The following is a 15,782-nucleotide window of genomic DNA, read 5'->3' on the forward strand; positions in this document are numbered from 1 at the left end:
AGTTCTCCACAGCAGAACGCGTAGTGTAACAGCCACACCCACTACGCCCTAGCCAAAGCGCGCATCGGCCGACCAGAAGGCCGGCACAGTGTGAAGCGGGAATCAGAGCTCGGTGAGCGAGGCGCGGAAACGCAGCACCAGATCCTTCAGGGCTTTGCGCCAGGCTTCCAGCTCTTCATTGCCCAGTTCGTCCGGCGTCTCGTCGTCGACATTCACCGCCTGGATCAACGGCTGGGTCGGATCGACCTTGGCTTTCTTCGGCTCGCTCGGGGGCTGGAACAGCGCAGCATAGGCGGCCAGCAGGCGACCCAGCCAGGCTTCGGGCGATTGCGCCAGCTCGACCATTTCGGCCAGCTCCGGGCTTGGAGCGGCGGCCAGCACCTCGGCATTCAGCAGCATATCGACGCGCGGCGCACCAGCCTGGGGCAGGCGGTAGTAACCGGCGATCTCATGGGCCACACCCAGCACGGCACCATAGAGATGGAACAACGCCGCTTCGCGCTCGGCCTGGATGCGCGCCTGGGCATTCATCGCACGCGCCGTTTCGGCGCTGCGCCAGGCTTCCAGGGCAAGGCCGGCGAAGAACAGCTTCTGGTTGGTGCGGGTATAGAGTTCGTTCGCCATGACCGGGCCCTCTGCAGTCGACTTCGGCAGTATAAGCACGCCCCGCCTCAGCGGGGCGCGCCTTCCATCAGCGCTTGTCTTCGACCTTCCACTTGCCGCCGTCGAAGAAGGCACGCCAGCCAGTGGGCTTGCCGTCGACCTCGGACTGCACGTACTGCTCCTTGGTCTTGCGGCTGAAGCGGATCACCGCCGGGCGGCCATCCGGATCTTTTGCCGGCGCGGCGAGCAGGAAGTGGTACTTCGGATCCAGCTCTTCCTTGTGCGGAATCAGCTCGGCCACCAGCGGAGCACGGGTCTCGCGATTCTTCGGGAACTGGCTGGCGGCCAGGAACAGGCCGGAAGCGCCGTCACGCAGTACGTAGATGTCGTCCACCTTCTCGCACTTGAGTTCCGGCATGCGGATGGCGTCCATCTTCGGCGGTGCAGGCTCGCCATTCTTCAGCAGCTTGCGGGTGTTCTTACAAGTCGGGTTGGTGCAGCCGAAGAACTTGCCGAAGCGGCCGGTCTTGAGCTGCATCTCGCTGCCGCACTTGTCGCATTCCAGGCTCGGGCCTTCGTAACCCTTGATGCGGTACTGCCCCTCTTCGATCTCGTAGCCGGCGCAATCCGGGTTGTTACCACAGATGTGCAGCTTGCGCTTCTCGTCGACCAGATAGGCATCCATCGCGGTGCTGCAGATCGGGCAGCGATGCTTGCCACGCAGCACGCGGGACTCGGACTCGCCCTCGTCATCCGCGGCAATCTCGTCGCCCGGAATCAGGTTCACGGTCGCCTTGCAGCGCTCCTTGGGTGGCAGGCTGTAGCCGGAGCAGCCGAGGAACACACCGGTGGAGGCGGTACGGATCATCATCGGTCGGCCGCACTCGCGGCAGGGGATGTCGGTCAGTGTCGGCTGATTGGCGCGCATGCCGTCGTTGGCGGCCTCGGCCAGGTCGAGCTTCTTGCGGAAGTCGCCGTAGAACTCGTCCAGCACATTCTTCCAGTCGCGCTCGCCCTGGGCCACGTCATCGAGGTTCTCCTCCATGCCGGCGGTAAAGCCGTAGTCCATCAGGTTGGAGAAGCTCTCGTTGAGGCGGTCGGTGACGATGTCGCCCATCTTTTCCGCGTAGAAGCGGCGGTTATGGGTGGTGACGTAGCCGCGCTCCTGGATGGTGGAGATGATCGCCGCGTAGGTGGACGGGCGACCGATGCCGCGTTTTTCCAGTTCCTTGACCAGGCTGGCTTCGGAGAAGCGCGCCGGCGGCTTGGTGAAGTGCTGGCTCGGGTCGAGCTTGAGCAGCTTCATCGCGTCGCCCTGGTTCATGACCGGCAGAACGTCGTCCTCGCCCGGCTTGCTCTGCTGCGGCAGCACCTTGGTGTAGCCATCGAACTTGAGGATGCGGCCCTTGGCACGCAGCTCGAAGTCACCGGCAGCGGCGCTGACGGTGGTGGACAGGTACTCAGCCGGCGGCATCTGGCAGGCCACGAACTGGCGCCAGATCAGGTCGTACAGGCGCTCGGCGTCGCGCTCCATGCCCGACAGCTGGGTCGGACGCAGGTTGACGTCGGAAGGACGAATCGCTTCGTGCGCTTCCTGGGCGCCTTCCTTGCTGGAGTAGAAGTTCGGCTTGGCCGGCAGGTACTTCTTGCCGAACTCGCTGTCGATGAAGCCGCGCACCATGTCGATGGCGTCGGCCGACAGGTTGGTCGAGTCGGTACGCATATAAGTGATGTAGCCGGCTTCGTAGAGACGCTGGGCCATCATCATGGTCTTCTTCACACCGAAGCCCAGGCGATTGCTCGCAGCCTGCTGCAGAGTGGAAGTGATGAACGGGGCCGAGGGCTTGCTGGAGGTCGGCTTGTCCTCGCGCTTGGCGATGCTGTAGCTGGAAGCCTTGAGCTTCTCCAGCGCGGCCATGGCCTGCGCTTCATTAAGCGGTTTGAAGGCTTCGCCCTTCTCGCGCACCACCTCGAAGCGGACCTTGTCATTCTTCGGCGTGCCGAGGTCGGCATGCACTTCCCAGTACTCTTCCGGGACAAAGGCGCGGATCTCGCGCTCGCGCTCCACCACCAGCTTCACCGCCACCGACTGCACACGGCCGGCGGACAGGCCGCGGGCGATCTTCGCCCACAGCAGCGGAGAGACCATGTAGCCCACCACGCGGTCGAGGAAGCGGCGCGCCTGCTGGGCATTCACGCGGTTGATATCCAGCTCGCCGGGCTGGGAGAAGGCCTCCTGGATGGCCTTCTTGGTGATTTCGTTGAAGACCACGCGCTTGTAGCGCGAGTCGTCGCCACCGATAGCCTCGCGCAGGTGCCAGGCAATGGCCTCCCCTTCGCGGTCCAAGTCGGTTGCGAGATAGATGGTGTCGGCGTCCTTGGCCAGGCGGCGCAGTTCCTCGATCACCTTTTCCTTGCCGGGCAGGATCTCGTACTTGGCCTTCCAGCCGTGCTCCGGGTCGACGCCCATGCGGGTGACGAGCTGGCGCTTGGCCTTCTCCTTCGGCGACAGGGCCGGCGCTTCGGAAGCGGTCTTGCGCGCTTTCGCCGCAGGCTCCTTCGACGCGGACGAGCCGCTGGTGGGCAGGTCGCGGATGTGGCCGATGCTCGACTTCACCACGTACTGGTTGCCCAGGTACTTGTTGATGGTCTTGGCCTTGGCCGGTGATTCCACGATGACCAGCGATTTACCCATGGATCGGAAGATTCCTGCGTCGAAAAGATGAATTTACAAGGAGGGAGGCGCTTGGAGCGGCACCGCTATATATAGTGGCGGTCGCGCCAAGGTCAAGCTTGGGTTTCGCCGGACGGGCCGGTCTGGAGACCCAACGGATCATCTTCGGCGCTGATCAGAGCGAATCGCGGAACCTTCTCGCCATTCACTTCCACCGCTTCGGTGAACATGCTCAGCGGGCGAACCCAGAGGCCGAATTCGCCGTAAAGCGCCTGGTAGATCACCAGGTCTTCCTCGGTCTCCGAATGCCGGGCGACGCCGAGCACGCGGTACTGCTGTCCCTTGTAGTGTCGATACAATCCGGGCTGCAAGTGCATGTCGGTTCTCCCTCCGCCGGCCAAAAGGCGGCGATTGTGCTGATTGCGCGGCCGCCGGGCAATCCCCACCCGACAAAAACGAAAGCCGGGGCACAAGGCCCCGGCTATCCCATCCACGAAAGCTTAGACGCGTTCGAAGACGGTGGTGATGCCCTGACCGAGGCCCACGCACATGGTGGACACGCCCAGGGTGCCACTGTTCTGCTTCATCACGTTCAGCAGGGTGCCGGAGATACGCGCTCCAGAGCAGCCGAACGGGTGACCCAGGGCGATGGCGCCGCCGTGCAGGTTGACCTTCTCTTCCATCTTGTCGAGGATCTTGAGGTCCTTCAGCACCGGCAGGGCCTGTGCGGCGAAGGCTTCGTTGAGCTCGAAGAAGTCGATGTCGTTGATGGTCAGGCCGGCGCGCTTGAGCGCCTTGTTGGTCGACGGAACCGGGCCGTAGCCCATGATCGCCGGATCAACGCCCGCCACGGCCATGGCGCGAACCACGGCCATCGGCTGTACACCCAGGTCCTGGGCGCGCTGGGCGCTCATGACGATCATGCAGGAAGCGCCGTCGGTGATCTGCGAGGAAGTACCCGCGGTCACGGTGCCGCCCTTGGGGTTGAAGGCCGGCTTCAGGGCGGCCAGGCTTTCCAGGGTGGTTTCCGGACGGATGGTTTCGTCGAAGTCGAAGATCTTCAGGAAGCCGTTCTCGTCGTAGCCTTCCATCGGGATGATTTCGTCTTTGAACTTGCCTTCCTGGGTCGCTTTCCAGGCCAGCTGGTGCGAACGCACGCCGAACTTGTCCTGCGCCTCGCGGGTGATGCCGTGCATCTTGCCCAGCATCTCGGCGGTCAGGCCCATCATGCCCGACGCCTTGGCGGCGTACAGGGACATGTGCGGGTTCGGATCGACGCCGTGCATCATGCCGACGTGGCCCATGTGCTCCACGCCACCGATGACGAAGACGTCACCGTTGCCGGTCTGGATCGCCTGCACGGCGGTGTGTAGGGCGCTCATGGACGAGCCGCACAGGCGGCTGACGGTCTGGCCGGCGCTGGTGTGCGGGATCTGAGTCATCAGCGACGCCATGCGCGCGATGTTCCAGCCCTGCTCCAGGGTCTGGTTCACGCAGCCCCAGATCACGTCCTCGACTTCCGCCGGGTCGATCTTCGGGTTGCGCTCCAGGAGCTTGCTGATCAGGTGCGCGGACATGTTCTCCGCGCGGGTGTTGCGGTGCATGCCACCCTTCGAACGGCCCATCGGGGTGCGGCCGAAGTCGACAATGACGGCGTCTCTCGGATTCAGGCTCATAAATTCACTCTCGCTCTATTCGTTGCGCACTCAACCGAAGAACTTCTGGCCGTTCTTGGCCATTTCACGCAGCTTCGCGGTCGGGTGGTACAGCGCACCCAGGTCGGCGTATTGGTCGGCCAGTGCGACGAATTCGGCCACACCGATGGAGTCGATGTAACGCAGGGCACCGCCACGGAAGGGAGGGAAGCCGATGCCGTAGATCAGGCCCATGTCGGCCTCGGCAGCGGTCTCGACGATGCCGTCTTCCAGGCAGCGCACGGTTTCCAGGCACAGCGGGATCATCATGTAGTTGATGATGTCCTCGTCGCTCAGCTCGCGCTGTTCGGTGACGATGGACTTCAGCAGCTCATACGCCTGCGGGTCGGTGACTTTCTTCGGCTTGCCGCGCTTGTCGGTCTCGTAGGCGTAGAAGCCCTTGCCGTTCTTCTGGCCCAGGCGGTTGGCGTCGTACATCACGTCGACGGCAGTCTTGCCTTCCACGGCCATGCGGTCCGGGAAGCCTTCAGCCATCACGTCACGGCCATGGTGGCCGGTGTCGATGCCGACCACGTCGGACAGATAGGCCGGGCCCATGGGCCAGCCGAACTTCTCCATGATCTTGTCGATACGCACGAAGTCCACACCGAAGCCCAGCAGCTTGGAGAAGCCGCCGAAGTACGGGAACAGCACGCGATTGACCAGGAAGCCGGGGCAGTCATTCACCACGATGGGGTTCTTGCCCATCTTCTTGGCGTAGGCCACGGTGGTGGCGACGGCGACGTCGCTGGACTTCTCGCCACGGATGACTTCTACCAGCGGCATCATGTGCACCGGGTTGAAGAAGTGCATGCCGACGAAGTTTTCCGGACGCTTGAGCGCCTTGGCCAGCAGGTTGATGGAGATCGTGGAGGTGTTCGACGCGAGGATCGCGTCTTCCTTCACTACGCCTTCAACTTCAGCCAGAACGATCTGCTTGACCTTCGGATTCTCGACCACGGCTTCGACGACGATGTCGACGTTGCCGAAGTCGCCGTAGGACATGGTCGGGCGAATGGCGTTCAGTGCCTCGGCCATTTTCGCCGGGGTCATGCGGCCTTTCTCGACGCGCTTGCCCAGCAGCTTCGAGGCCTCGTTCAGCCCCATCTGGATACCCTCTTCGCGGATATCCTTCATCAGGATCGGAGTGCCCTTGGAAGCGGACTGGTAGGCGATGCCGCCGCCCATGATGCCGGCGCCCAGTACGGCGGCCAGTTTCACGTCCTTGGCGATCTCGTCGTACTGCTTGGCCTTCTTCTTCAGATCCTGGTCGTTCAGGAACAGGCCGATCAGGCTCTGCGCAACCGAAGTCTTGGCCAGCTTCACGAAGCCCTGGGCTTCGATTTCCAGCGCTTTGTCACGGCCGAAGTTGGCGGCTTTCTGGATCGACTTGATCGCTTCGACCGGAGCCGGGTAGTTCGGGCCGGCCTGGCCAGCAACGAAGCCCTTGGCGGTCTCGAAGGCCATCATCTGCTCGATGGCGTTCAGCTTGAGCTTTTCCAGCTTCGGCTGACGGCGGGCCTTGTGGTCCAGCTCGCCGGCGATGGCGCGCTTGACCAGGTCCAGAGCGGCGGCTTGCAGCTGCTCGGGAGCCACGACGGCATCGACGGCGCCGACTTTCAGCGCGTCTTCAGCCTTGTTTTCCTTGCCCGAGGCAATCCACTCGACCGCGTTGTCGCAGCCGATGATGCGCGGCAGGCGAACGGTGCCGCCGAAGCCCGGGTAGATACCCAGTTTCACTTCCGGCAGGCCGACCTTGGCGGTGGCGCTCATGACACGGAAGTCGGCCGCCAGGCACATTTCCAGACCGCCGCCCAGGGCGATGCCGTTGATCGCGGCTACGGTCGGAACGTTGAGGTCTTCGAAGTCGCTGAAGATCTTGTTGGCTTCGAGGTTGCCGGCCAGCAGCTCTTCGTCAGGCAGCTTGAAGTTGTCGACGAACTCGGTGATGTCGGCGCCGACGATGAACACGCCTTTGCCGCTGGTCACGATCACGCCCTTGACGGACGCATCGGCCTTGATGGTATCGACTGCTTGGCGCAGTTCATTCAGGGTGAGTCGGTTGAACTTGTTGACGGACTCGCCCTTGAGGTCGAAATTCAGTTCGACGATGCCGCTCTCAAGAGCCTTAACCGTGATGGCTTTACCTTGGTAAATCATCAACTGATCTCCACGCTAGGGAAGCTTGAAATCACACGTCGGACACCGTGTATCGGGACGGCCCGGCAGTCGCCGAGGATAGTCCCAAAGCTTGCGGCACACCCGCCGACGCGATAGCCGGGGCGTTCTGATCGAGTCACTGCGCAGGGCAAACGCTCGATTCATACGCCCGTTTGATTTGGGTGCGCCCACCTTCTAGCAAAAGCCAATGCTTGTCAATCGGCGAGACGTAACAGTCGCAAAGCGGCCGGGGCGTCTGGGCCGGAGCATTCAGCGCAGTCCTGATACCCCATTCATCACGCCTATCATGACAATCGCTACCTGGCACCACCGTTCCGACAGCCACTGTTCAAACCCCATGGCCCGCGCTAGAGTCGGGCGCAATGGCGATCTGCCTCCTGCCAACACCGGCGGACGCCTGGAACCTGTGCAAAACAAAACAACAAGAAGCCCATGGCTCCAAGGAGTTGGAACGATGTCCAGCCGTCCGCTCGTGCGTCTGCTGTCCGCGCTCGCGCTCACCGCCCTGCCCCTCATCGCTGCCGCCGACACCGCCAGCGACCTGCTCAATGTCCACCAGACGCGCCTGGCCGCCCAGCGCAGCCTCGGCGATTTCTTCATGTTCAACGCGATGGAAGGCGACCAGAAGTACGCCAAGATGGTCGACGCCTCGTCGCAGAGCGCGACTGACGCTCTGGGCAAGCTGGGGGAAATGCCCGGCAACGAATCGAAGAAGCTCAGAAGCGAGCTGCAGGATGAATGGAAAGCCTACGCGGCTCAGTTGCACACCCTCACCGGCGCACTGGACAAGAGCGGCTACACCGACCTGCAACCGGTGGCCGACCTCGCCGCACAGAACCGCAAGCTGCTGGACACCGCCGAGCAGCTCTACGCGAAGATCCAGGAAGAAAGCGGCAGCAAGGTCCCGCCGCTGACCCAGCAGACCCGTGAGCAGAGCCTGCTGATGCAGGACATCGCGGTGGACTACGCCTCACGCAATGCCTCGGTGGGCGCCAGCTTCTTCGGCGGCGGCGAGGAACGCCCGCTGGACGACCTCGCCAACCGCTTCGCGATCAACCTGGTGAAGCTGCAGCAGGCGCCGCAGACCACGCCGGAGATCGGCCAGGAGCTGCGCGGCGTGGCGATCAAGTGGCGCTACATCGAAAAATCGCTGCAGAACTACAACCAGAACAGCGTGCCGTTCCTGATCAACAAGTACTCCGACCGCATCATTGAAGACCTGGAGAAGGTCTCCGGCCTTTATGCCGCGCAGCAGAGCTGATCGAATCAGGCATGCTGCCTGAGGAAGGTCGCGACACGCTCAAGATCGCTGCTGTCGCCCCGCTCGCCCCAGTACAACGCCAGGAACTGGGGCGTGGCCTCGACCATGTAGACATCCTTCGGCAGGCTGGCCAGCGCCTGGGCCAGCTCGACCGGGGCGCTCGCCTCGCGCCAGCGGTCCAGCCAGACACCCGGCTCGCTCTGCCAGTAGCACCAGACATCGCGGTTCCTGCCGCGCGCGCGGTGGTACTGGGCGCACTGGCGCGGCGGCTGCCGTTCCAGCCAGTGCGGCCAGTCCTGCTGCGCCATCTGCATAGCCAGGCCCAGGCGTCGCGCCTGCAGGCGCAAGTCCATCTGCCCGCGCTGGCCGCGCGAAGGAATCAGCCAGGTCAGGGGGCTGAGCACCAATGCGACAAGAAGAATTACCATCCACGTGGTCATATCGGGTATACCGGTCAAACAGGTCAAGCACGGCCGTTAGGGCCATACTGATAATTATCGAGTCCCCCGGAGGAGACGCTCATGCCCTACCAACACATTCTGGTCGCCGTCGACCTTACCGAAGAATGCGACCCGGTGATGAAACGGGCGGTCGCCCTGGCCAAGGCCAATGATGCCCGGCTCTCGGCGGTGCATGTGGTCGAGCCCATGGCCATGGCCTTCGGTGGCGACGTGCCGATGGACCTGTCGATGCTGCAACAGCAGCAGTTCGACCAGGCCAAGGAGCGCCTGCACCAGTTCACCCTGACCTACGCCGAGATCACCAGTTCCCAGTGCCACCTGGTCTACGGCCAGCCACGCCAGGAAATCCACCGCCTTGCCGATGAACAGGACTGCGACCTGATCGTCGTCGGCAGCCACGGCCGCCACGGTCTAGCCCTGCTGCTGGGCTCTACCGCCAACGACGTGCTGCACGGTGCGCCCTGCGACGTTCTCGCCGTGCGCCTGCAGAAAACCAGCTGAACCAGCTCAAGGTGAGACAGCGGGCCCTGCGGGGCCCGCTTCGTTTCAAGCCCCGAGCATGTCCCCGCTCATCAGCAGTGGTCGCACCTTCTGCAACTGTGCCTCGAGCGAATAGCTCATGCTCGACGCCATGGAGAAGAAGCTGAGGAATGCCTTCAGGTTCGAGTCGCCTTCGCAGGTCTCGTGGATGCGCTGCCAGAACGCCTGGTTGACCAGCTGCAACTGCTGGAACTGCTTAACCAGCCCCTTCAGCTCCCAATCCGCATGCCGCCCTTCGCGGAAGTTGAAGTACTGCCGCATCAGGTAGAGCGACACTGCGCGCAGGATGAACTCCTGGTTGCTGGCGAACGGAAGGTGCTGCTGCGCCATGGGCTTGAGTCGGCCCAGCAGCGGACAGGCGCTGGTGGCCATGATCACCCCCAGCAGTGCACGCAGTCCCTCTTCCAGCCCCGCATGCTTGATGTATTCCCGCTCGGGCGTACGGACCTGCACCGAGACCTTCTTGAAAGCCGGCAAACCACGAAAGTCCTCGATCACCCGGTGCAGATCCACTGCCGCCGGGCAGTGGCTGTATTGCGCCGTGCTCAGCGGGCAATTGCTACAGCGGTTGTTCTCCAGGCGCGTCCAGCGCGGCGCCTGGGCGGCTATCTGCGGATCGTACTGGCGCTCCAGCTCGATGCGGTAACTGAACTCGTGCTCATCATCCAGGGTGATGCGGTACTCGATTGCCATTCGGCCATTCCTAGCAGTCTTTGATCAGCGATATGCACGGGCACATCGCCGGACCGACCGGATTATTCTTCCAGTTCGGCCCAGCGCTCGATCAGCCGGTCCAGCTCTTCCTGCAGGGAGCTCAGGCGCGCCAGGGCGGCCTGGGTTTCGCCCTGCGGGCGCTGGTAGAAATCCGGCGACGCGGTTTCTTCCTGCAACGCTGCCATCTCGCTTTCCAGGGCCTCGATCTGCCCGGGGATGGCTTCCAGCTCGCGCTGCAATTTGTAACTGAGTTTCTTCTTCGGCGCGGCTTCCGCCGGCGCACTGACAGCCACCGGCTGCTCGGCAACGGCAGCAGCAGCGGGCTTGTCACCCTTCTCTTCACCTACACCGAGCAACTTGGGCGAACCGCCCTGGCGCAGCCAGTCCTGGTAGCCGCCGACGAATTCGCGCACGCGACCTTCACCTTCGAACACCAGGGTGCTGGTGACCACATTGTCGAGGAAGGCTCGATCGTGGCTGACCATCAGTACGGTGCCGTCGAAGGTCAGCAGCACTTCTTCGAGCAGCTCCAGGGTTTCCACGTCCAGGTCGTTGGTCGGTTCGTCCAGCACCAGCAGGTTGGCCGGCTTGCTGAACAGCTTCGCCAGCAACAGGCGTGCCCGCTCGCCTCCGGAGAGCGCCTTCACCGGAGTGCGGGCGCGCTGGGGGGAGAACAGGAAGTCGCCCAGGTAGCTGAGAACGTGGCGGTTCTGCCCGTTGATCGTGATGAATTCGCGACCTTCGGCAATGTTGTCGATGACGGTCTTTTCCGGCTCCAGCTGGTGACGCAACTGGTCGAAATAAGCCACTTCCAGTCGGGTGCCTTCCTTGACGCTGCCGGAAGTCGGCTGCAGGTCGCCCAGCAGCAGCTTGAGCAGGGTGGTCTTGCCGGTGCCGTTGGCGCCCAGCAGGCCGATGCGGTCACCGCGCTGCAGCACCAGGGAGAAATCACGAATCAGCGCCGGGCCGCCCGGGTGGGCGAAGCCGGCGTTCTCGACGACGATGACCTGCTTGCCGGACTTCTCCGCAGTCTCCAGCTGGAAACTGGCCTTGCCCTGGCGCTCACGGCGATCGGCACGCTCGTTGCGCATTGCCTTCAGCGCTCGCACACGGCCCTCGTTACGGGTACGACGGGCCTTGATGCCCTGGCGAATCCACACTTCCTCCTGGGCCAGGCGCTTGTCGAACAGCGCGTTGGCTGCCTCTTCCGCAGCCAATTCCTGCTCTTTATGCACGAGGAAGCTGGCGTAGTCGCCGTTCCAGTCGATCAGGTGGCCGCGATCCAGTTCGAGGATACGGGTGGCCACGGCCTGCAGGAAGGCACGGTCGTGGGTGATGAACAGCACGGCGCCGGGGAAGTCGGCCAGGGCATTTTCCAGCCAGGCGATGGCACCGATGTCCAGGTGGTTGGTCGGCTCGTCCAGCAGCAGCAGGTCGGGCTCGGCCACCAGCGCCTGGGCCAGCAGCACGCGGCGGCGCCAGCCACCGGAGAGCTCGGCGAGGGTCTTGTCGGCCGGCAGTTGCAGGCGCGTCAGTGTGGTGTCCACCAGTTGCCCCAGGCGCCAGCCGTCGCGGGCCTCCAGCTCCTGCTGGACGCGCGCCAGCTTGTTCAGGTCCTCTTCGCTTTCGATGTGCATGCTCAGGTGGTGATAGCGCGCCAGCAGCTCGCCCACCTCGGCCAGACCTTCAGCGACCACGTCGTAGACGGTGCGGTCGTCGGCGCGCGGCAACTCCTGCGGCAGTTCGCCGATCTTCAGCGCCGGGGCGCGCCAGATGTCGCCGTCGTCGGGCTTCTGCTCGCCCTTGACCAGCTTGAGCATGCTCGACTTGCCGGTACCGTTGCGGCCAATGACGCACACCCGCTCACCCCGGGCGATCTGCCAGGACACCTTATCCAGCAGCGGAGTGGTGCCAAAGGCGAGTGACACGTCGGTGAACTTGAGCAGGGTCATTGGGTATCTCCACAAACAGGGCGCGCAGTTTAAGGGAAAGCGCGGAAAAGTCAGAGGGTCGCGCGCAAACTCGCGCAGCGAGACAGGCGTCCGCCTTTGCGCGGTGCATCTGTGGTGGCGCTTTCGCCGCCCTCGCGCAACAGGCTAAGCTACAGGGCAGCGGGCGCGCGCCATCCAGCGCCCACCGATCATCTTCCCGGAAGAGCCATGCGCGGTCGCCTTTTCTCACTGTTCTCCTGCCTGATCCTCAGCCTGTCCGCTTCGACAGCCAATGCAGCGTCCCTGCCCCAGCAGCGCCAGATGTACGACGAGGCGCAGAAGGCACTGGCGCGCAATGACAGCGGCCCGTATTTCCGCTACCAGTCGGCATTGGCCGATTATCCGCTGCAGCCGTACCTGGCCTATGACGAGCTGACCAACCGCCTGAAAAGCGCCAGCAACGCCGAGATCGAGCGCTTCATCGAGCAGCACGGCGACCTGCCGCAGATCAACTGGTTGAAGCTGCGCTGGATGCGCCAGCTGGCCGATCAGGGCGACTGGAACACCTTCGTCCGTTATTACGACCCGAAGATGAACTTCACCGAACTGGACTGTCTCTACGGCCAGTATCAGCTCGGCCATGGCAACAAGGCCGAGGGCTATGCCACCGCCGAGAAGCTCTGGTTGGTCGGCAAGCCGCAGCCCGACGCCTGCGACACTACCTTCGCCATGTGGCAGGCCGATGGCCAGCTCACCGAAGAGAAGGTCTGGAAGCGCCTGAAGCTGGCCGCCGAGAAAGGCAACTACAGCCTCGCCACCGTGCTCTCCAAGCGCCTGCCGACCCTCGGCAGCCAGGGCGCACTGATGGTCAACGTGGCGCAGAACCCCGCGCAGCTGAGCCAGACCACCCGCTTTGGCGCCCGCGACCATGCTACCGCCGACGTCGTCGGCCTGGGTCTGCGCCGCCTGGCCAAGCAGGACCCGGAAAAGGCCATCACCCTGCTGGACTACTACAGTTCGGTGCTGCCCTTCTCCAGCGACGAGAAGGTCTCCATCGCCCGCGAGATCGGCCTGAGCCTGGCGCGCCGCTACGATCCGCGCGCCCTGCCGATGATGGTCAAGTACGACCCGCAACTGCGCGACGACACCGTCACCGAATGGCGCCTGCGCCTGCTGCTGCGCCTGGGCCGCTGGGAAGACGCCTACGAGCTGACCCGCGCGCTGCCGCCGTCGCTGGCCGAGACCAACCGCTGGAAGTACTGGCAGGCGCGCTCGCTGCAACTGGCGCAGCCGCAGAACAAGCAAGCCGTCAGCCTGTACAAGCCAGTGGCCGACGAGCGTGACTTCTATGGCTTCCTCGCCGCCGACCGGATCAATGCACCGTACCAGCTGAACAACCGCCCGGTTTCGCCGGATGCCGGCACCATGCAACGCGTTCGCAATGCGCCGAGTACCCGCCGCGCGCTGGAATTCTACGCCCGTGGCGAGATCATCAACGCCCGCCGCGAGTGGTACCACGCCGCCCGCCACCTGAGCCACGATGAGCTGCTGGCCCAGGCCAAGATCGCCTACGACATGCAGTGGTACTTCCCGGCCATTCGCGCCATCAGCCAGGCCAAGTACTGGGACGACCTGGATATCCGTTTCCCGATGGCCTACCGCAACACCCTGGTGCGCGAGGCGCGCAACCGCGGCCTGCATTCCAGCTGGGTGTTCGCCATCACCCGCCAGGAAAGCGCCTTCATGTCCGATGCGCGCTCTGGCGTCGGCGCCACCGGCCTGATGCAACTGATGCCGGCCACCGCCAAGGAAACCTCGCGTAAGTTCGGCATCCCGCTGGCCTCGCCGCAGCAACTGATAGTGCCGGATGTGAACATCCAGCTCGGCGCCGCCTACCTGAGCCAGGTTCACGGCCAGTTCAACGGCAACCGCGTGCTCGCCACCGCCGCCTACAACGCCGGCCCCGGCCGCGTAAGGCAATGGCTGAAGGATGCGCGCCACCTGGCCTTCGACGTCTGGGTGGAGACCATTCCGTTCGACGAGACCCGTTCCTACGTGCAGAACGTGCTGTCCTACGCGGTGATCTACGGACAGAAGCTCAATGCGCCACAACCCATCGTCGACTGGCACGAACGCTTCTTCGACGAGCTCTGACACCCCTCCACCGCCCGGCACCCGCCGGGCGGTTTTCATTCCCTCAAGGAAAAAAGGAAATTTCCATGCGCAAGACCGTTCTCTCCCTTTCCATGCTTGCCGCAGGCCTGCTCAGCGCCGACCTCGCCCTCGCCGCCTGCGAGAAGCCGCGCAACGCCTTCGACAGCGTGTACTGCCTGAGCACCGAGTACGCCCAGGTCGACCGCGAGCTGAACAATGAATTCGGCACCCTGCGCAAGATGCTCAACGACGGCCAGAAGGCCGCGCTGAAGAAGAGCCAGATCGCCTGGATCAAGGACCGCGACGCCCAGTGCAGCTACGAGCGCGACGGCGGTTACTTCGTCAACCTGCAGTGCGCCGTGGACAAGACCAACGAGCGCCTGGCCGTGCTGCGCGAGCGTGAGCGCGAGTGCCAGAGCACCGGTTGCGTCGACAGCAAGCTGTAAGGCGCCGACGGCGAACAACCGTGAAAGTTGTTCGCCCTGCGGTTACCTGCAGGCGCTAGCTTGCTCGCGAAAAGTTTCCGGCGGCACAGGCGGCAGGCGGGTTCGCGAGCAAGCTCGCTCCTGCACGTTGGGGCCAGGCGCACAACCCTACGCGTGATGTGACTATGCGCCCTACTCCAGAACTTCTACTTCCATACCCACGCGCAGTGTCCCGCTGTTCAGGGCGATCAGATTCTCGCCGAACAGCGCCTCGCCATTGACGTTGCGATAACCCAGTAGCGTGGCCAGCGGTTCACGGGCAGCGTCGCGCTCGCCAGTATGCGGGTCGATGGTGGTGAGGATGCAGCGCGCGCAGGGCTTGGCCACCTTGAAGGTGACGTCGCCGATGCGGATGCGCTTCCAGCCGTCTTCCGCAAACGGTTCGGCGCCAGTGACCACCAGGTTCGGGCGGAAGCGCAGCATCTCCAGCGGGCGGCCAACCTTCGTCGACAGGTCGTCCAGCGAGCCCTGGCCGATCAGCAGCAGCGGGAAGCCATCGGCGAAGTGCACGTGCTCGCCGGGCGAGGCGTAGGCGGTGTCCACCTGCCGCGCACGCTGCTCGGGCATCTGCACCAGGCGCACATCACGCTCGAGGAATGCGCTCAGCCACTGCGCGGCGGCATCGCCGGCATCCGGCACCTGCAGCATGTCACGCCAAATCAGCACGCCACGCAGGTTGTCATCGCGTCCCGGCACTTGCACCAGCAGGTCGTCCATGCCCGGTGCACGCAGGCGCAACGCCTGGAATTCGTCCTGCCAGCGCGCCTCGATACGGCCCATCTGCGGCAGCAGGCGCTGGGTGAGGAAGCGCCCGTTGGCGGAGTCGACCACCATCCAGCGTCGATCCCCTTCCAGGCCCAGGGCGTCCAGGCGAACGGACTCCAGGGGCTCGTAGGCAGTGGATTTGACCGGGTAGCGGTAGAGCTCGCTGAGGGTGTACATCGGAGGCTTCCTTTCGTGCAGGCGAAAGCGACCTTATACGGTGTGGAACGGGCGTCTAGCAATGGGCACTCTCCTGCAGGAGCGGGCTTGCTAGCGAACAGCTGGATGCCGGTATATCCGACGACGAGCGTTCGCGAGCAAG

Annotated in this window: 13 protein-coding genes; 4 read left to right on the plus strand and 9 right to left on the minus strand. The window is 63.9% G+C overall.

Annotated elements, in window-relative coordinates:
• Nucleotides 1-102: 102 nt before the first annotated feature.
• The 5 genes from LDJ84_RS20295 to fadB form a co-directional block, all read right to left on the minus strand.
• Entirely contained in the window at nt 103-624 is a 522-nt protein-coding gene (locus tag LDJ84_RS20295; RefSeq protein ID WP_196912100.1) for a DUF6586 family protein, read from the minus strand.
• Nucleotides 625-691: 67 nt separating this feature from the next.
• The gene (gene topA / locus LDJ84_RS20300; RefSeq protein ID WP_024766855.1) at nt 692-3,298 is read right to left on the minus strand and encodes a type I DNA topoisomerase; all 2,607 of its coding nucleotides are present in this window, start codon (nt 3,296-3,298) and stop codon (nt 692-694) included.
• Nucleotides 3,299-3,390: 92 nt separating this feature from the next.
• Nucleotides 3,391-3,654 carry a DUF1653 domain-containing protein gene (locus LDJ84_RS20305; protein WP_054910438.1) on the minus strand — a complete coding sequence of 88 codons (264 nt, stop codon included), beginning with the start codon at nt 3,652-3,654 and terminating at the stop codon, nt 3,391-3,393.
• A gap of 123 nt (nt 3,655-3,777) precedes the next feature.
• The gene (gene fadA, locus LDJ84_RS20310) at nt 3,778-4,953 is read right to left on the minus strand and encodes an acetyl-CoA C-acyltransferase FadA (RefSeq protein ID WP_045211692.1); all 1,176 of its coding nucleotides are present in this window, start codon (nt 4,951-4,953) and stop codon (nt 3,778-3,780) included.
• 30 nt (nt 4,954-4,983) lie between these two features.
• Nucleotides 4,984-7,131: a fatty acid oxidation complex subunit alpha FadB gene (gene fadB / locus LDJ84_RS20315; protein WP_226045336.1), complete on the minus strand. Its 2,148-nt coding sequence runs from the start codon at nt 7,129-7,131 to the stop codon at nt 4,984-4,986.
• A gap of 475 nt (nt 7,132-7,606) precedes the next feature.
• On the opposite strand from fadB, the gene LDJ84_RS20320 reads away from it, so the two are divergent.
• Nucleotides 7,607-8,413, plus strand: a complete 807-nt coding sequence (locus LDJ84_RS20320; RefSeq protein WP_054910440.1) for a hypothetical protein — start codon at nt 7,607-7,609, stop codon at nt 8,411-8,413.
• 5 nt (nt 8,414-8,418) lie between these two features.
• On the opposite strand, the gene LDJ84_RS20325 is transcribed toward LDJ84_RS20320, so the two are convergent.
• Nucleotides 8,419-8,853 carry a hypothetical protein gene (locus tag LDJ84_RS20325; protein ID WP_024766850.1) on the minus strand — a complete coding sequence of 145 codons (435 nt, stop codon included), beginning with the start codon at nt 8,851-8,853 and terminating at the stop codon, nt 8,419-8,421.
• Nucleotides 8,854-8,934: 81 nt separating this feature from the next.
• Here LDJ84_RS20325 and LDJ84_RS20330 point away from each other — a divergent pair, with 81 nt between their 5' ends.
• Nucleotides 8,935-9,375 (plus strand): universal stress protein, encoded by a 441-nt coding sequence (locus tag LDJ84_RS20330; protein WP_024766849.1) that lies wholly within the window; start codon nt 8,935-8,937, stop codon nt 9,373-9,375.
• A gap of 45 nt (nt 9,376-9,420) precedes the next feature.
• Here the strand turns inward: LDJ84_RS20330 and LDJ84_RS20335 are convergent, their stop codons facing one another.
• Both LDJ84_RS20335 and LDJ84_RS20340 read right to left on the minus strand, forming a co-directional pair.
• Complete coding sequence (locus tag LDJ84_RS20335; protein ID WP_024766848.1) at nt 9,421-10,107, minus strand: DUF6901 family protein; 687 nt, start codon at nt 10,105-10,107, stop codon at nt 9,421-9,423.
• A gap of 62 nt (nt 10,108-10,169) precedes the next feature.
• On the minus strand, nt 10,170-12,080 hold the full coding sequence (locus LDJ84_RS20340) for an ATP-binding cassette domain-containing protein (RefSeq protein WP_065084884.1): 1,911 nt from the start codon (nt 12,078-12,080) through the stop codon (nt 10,170-10,172).
• Nucleotides 12,081-12,287: 207 nt separating this feature from the next.
• On the opposite strand from LDJ84_RS20340, the gene LDJ84_RS20345 reads away from it, so the two are divergent.
• Both LDJ84_RS20345 and LDJ84_RS20350 read left to right on the plus strand, forming a co-directional pair.
• Nucleotides 12,288-14,213: a transglycosylase SLT domain-containing protein gene (locus LDJ84_RS20345; RefSeq protein WP_170858373.1), complete on the plus strand. Its 1,926-nt coding sequence runs from the start codon at nt 12,288-12,290 to the stop codon at nt 14,211-14,213.
• Between the two features lie 65 nt (nt 14,214-14,278).
• Nucleotides 14,279-14,659, plus strand: a complete 381-nt coding sequence (locus LDJ84_RS20350; protein WP_024766845.1) for a lysozyme inhibitor LprI family protein — start codon at nt 14,279-14,281, stop codon at nt 14,657-14,659.
• A 171-nt stretch (nt 14,660-14,830) separates the two neighbouring features.
• Here LDJ84_RS20350 and LDJ84_RS20355 read toward each other — a convergent pair whose 3' ends face one another.
• A complete protein-coding gene (locus LDJ84_RS20355; protein ID WP_226045337.1) occupies nt 14,831-15,640 on the minus strand; it encodes an MOSC domain-containing protein in 810 nt (269 codons plus the stop codon).
• Nucleotides 15,641-15,782 lie beyond the last annotated feature (142 nt).

The organism is Pseudomonas sp. HS-18 (assembly GCF_020401845.1).
Taxonomy (GTDB): Bacteria; Pseudomonadota; Gammaproteobacteria; order Pseudomonadales; family Pseudomonadaceae; genus Pseudomonas; species Pseudomonas nitroreducens.

Coding starts and splice junctions, on each gene's coding strand:
- LDJ84_RS20355 (WP_226045337.1), bottom strand. CDS start 15,640: ATGTACACCCTCAGCGAGCTCTACCGCTACCCGGTCAAATCCACTGCC.
- LDJ84_RS20295 (WP_196912100.1), bottom strand. CDS start 624: ATGGCGAACGAACTCTATACCCGCACCAACCAGAAGCTGTTCTTCGCC.
- LDJ84_RS20350 (WP_024766845.1), top strand. CDS start 14,279: ATGCGCAAGACCGTTCTCTCCCTTTCCATGCTTGCCGCAGGCCTGCTC.
- fadB (WP_226045336.1), bottom strand. CDS start 7,131: ATGATTTACCAAGGTAAAGCCATCACGGTTAAGGCTCTTGAGAGCGGC.
- LDJ84_RS20335 (WP_024766848.1), bottom strand. CDS start 10,107: ATGGCAATCGAGTACCGCATCACCCTGGATGATGAGCACGAGTTCAGT.
- LDJ84_RS20345 (WP_170858373.1), top strand. CDS start 12,288: ATGCGCGGTCGCCTTTTCTCACTGTTCTCCTGCCTGATCCTCAGCCTG.
- LDJ84_RS20340 (WP_065084884.1), bottom strand. CDS start 12,080: ATGACCCTGCTCAAGTTCACCGACGTGTCACTCGCCTTTGGCACCACT.
- LDJ84_RS20330 (WP_024766849.1), top strand. CDS start 8,935: ATGCCCTACCAACACATTCTGGTCGCCGTCGACCTTACCGAAGAATGC.
- topA (WP_024766855.1), bottom strand. CDS start 3,298: ATGGGTAAATCGCTGGTCATCGTGGAATCACCGGCCAAGGCCAAGACC.
- fadA (WP_045211692.1), bottom strand. CDS start 4,953: ATGAGCCTGAATCCGAGAGACGCCGTCATTGTCGACTTCGGCCGCACC.
- LDJ84_RS20325 (WP_024766850.1), bottom strand. CDS start 8,853: ATGACCACGTGGATGGTAATTCTTCTTGTCGCATTGGTGCTCAGCCCC.
- LDJ84_RS20320 (WP_054910440.1), top strand. CDS start 7,607: ATGTCCAGCCGTCCGCTCGTGCGTCTGCTGTCCGCGCTCGCGCTCACC.
- LDJ84_RS20305 (WP_054910438.1), bottom strand. CDS start 3,654: ATGCACTTGCAGCCCGGATTGTATCGACACTACAAGGGACAGCAGTAC.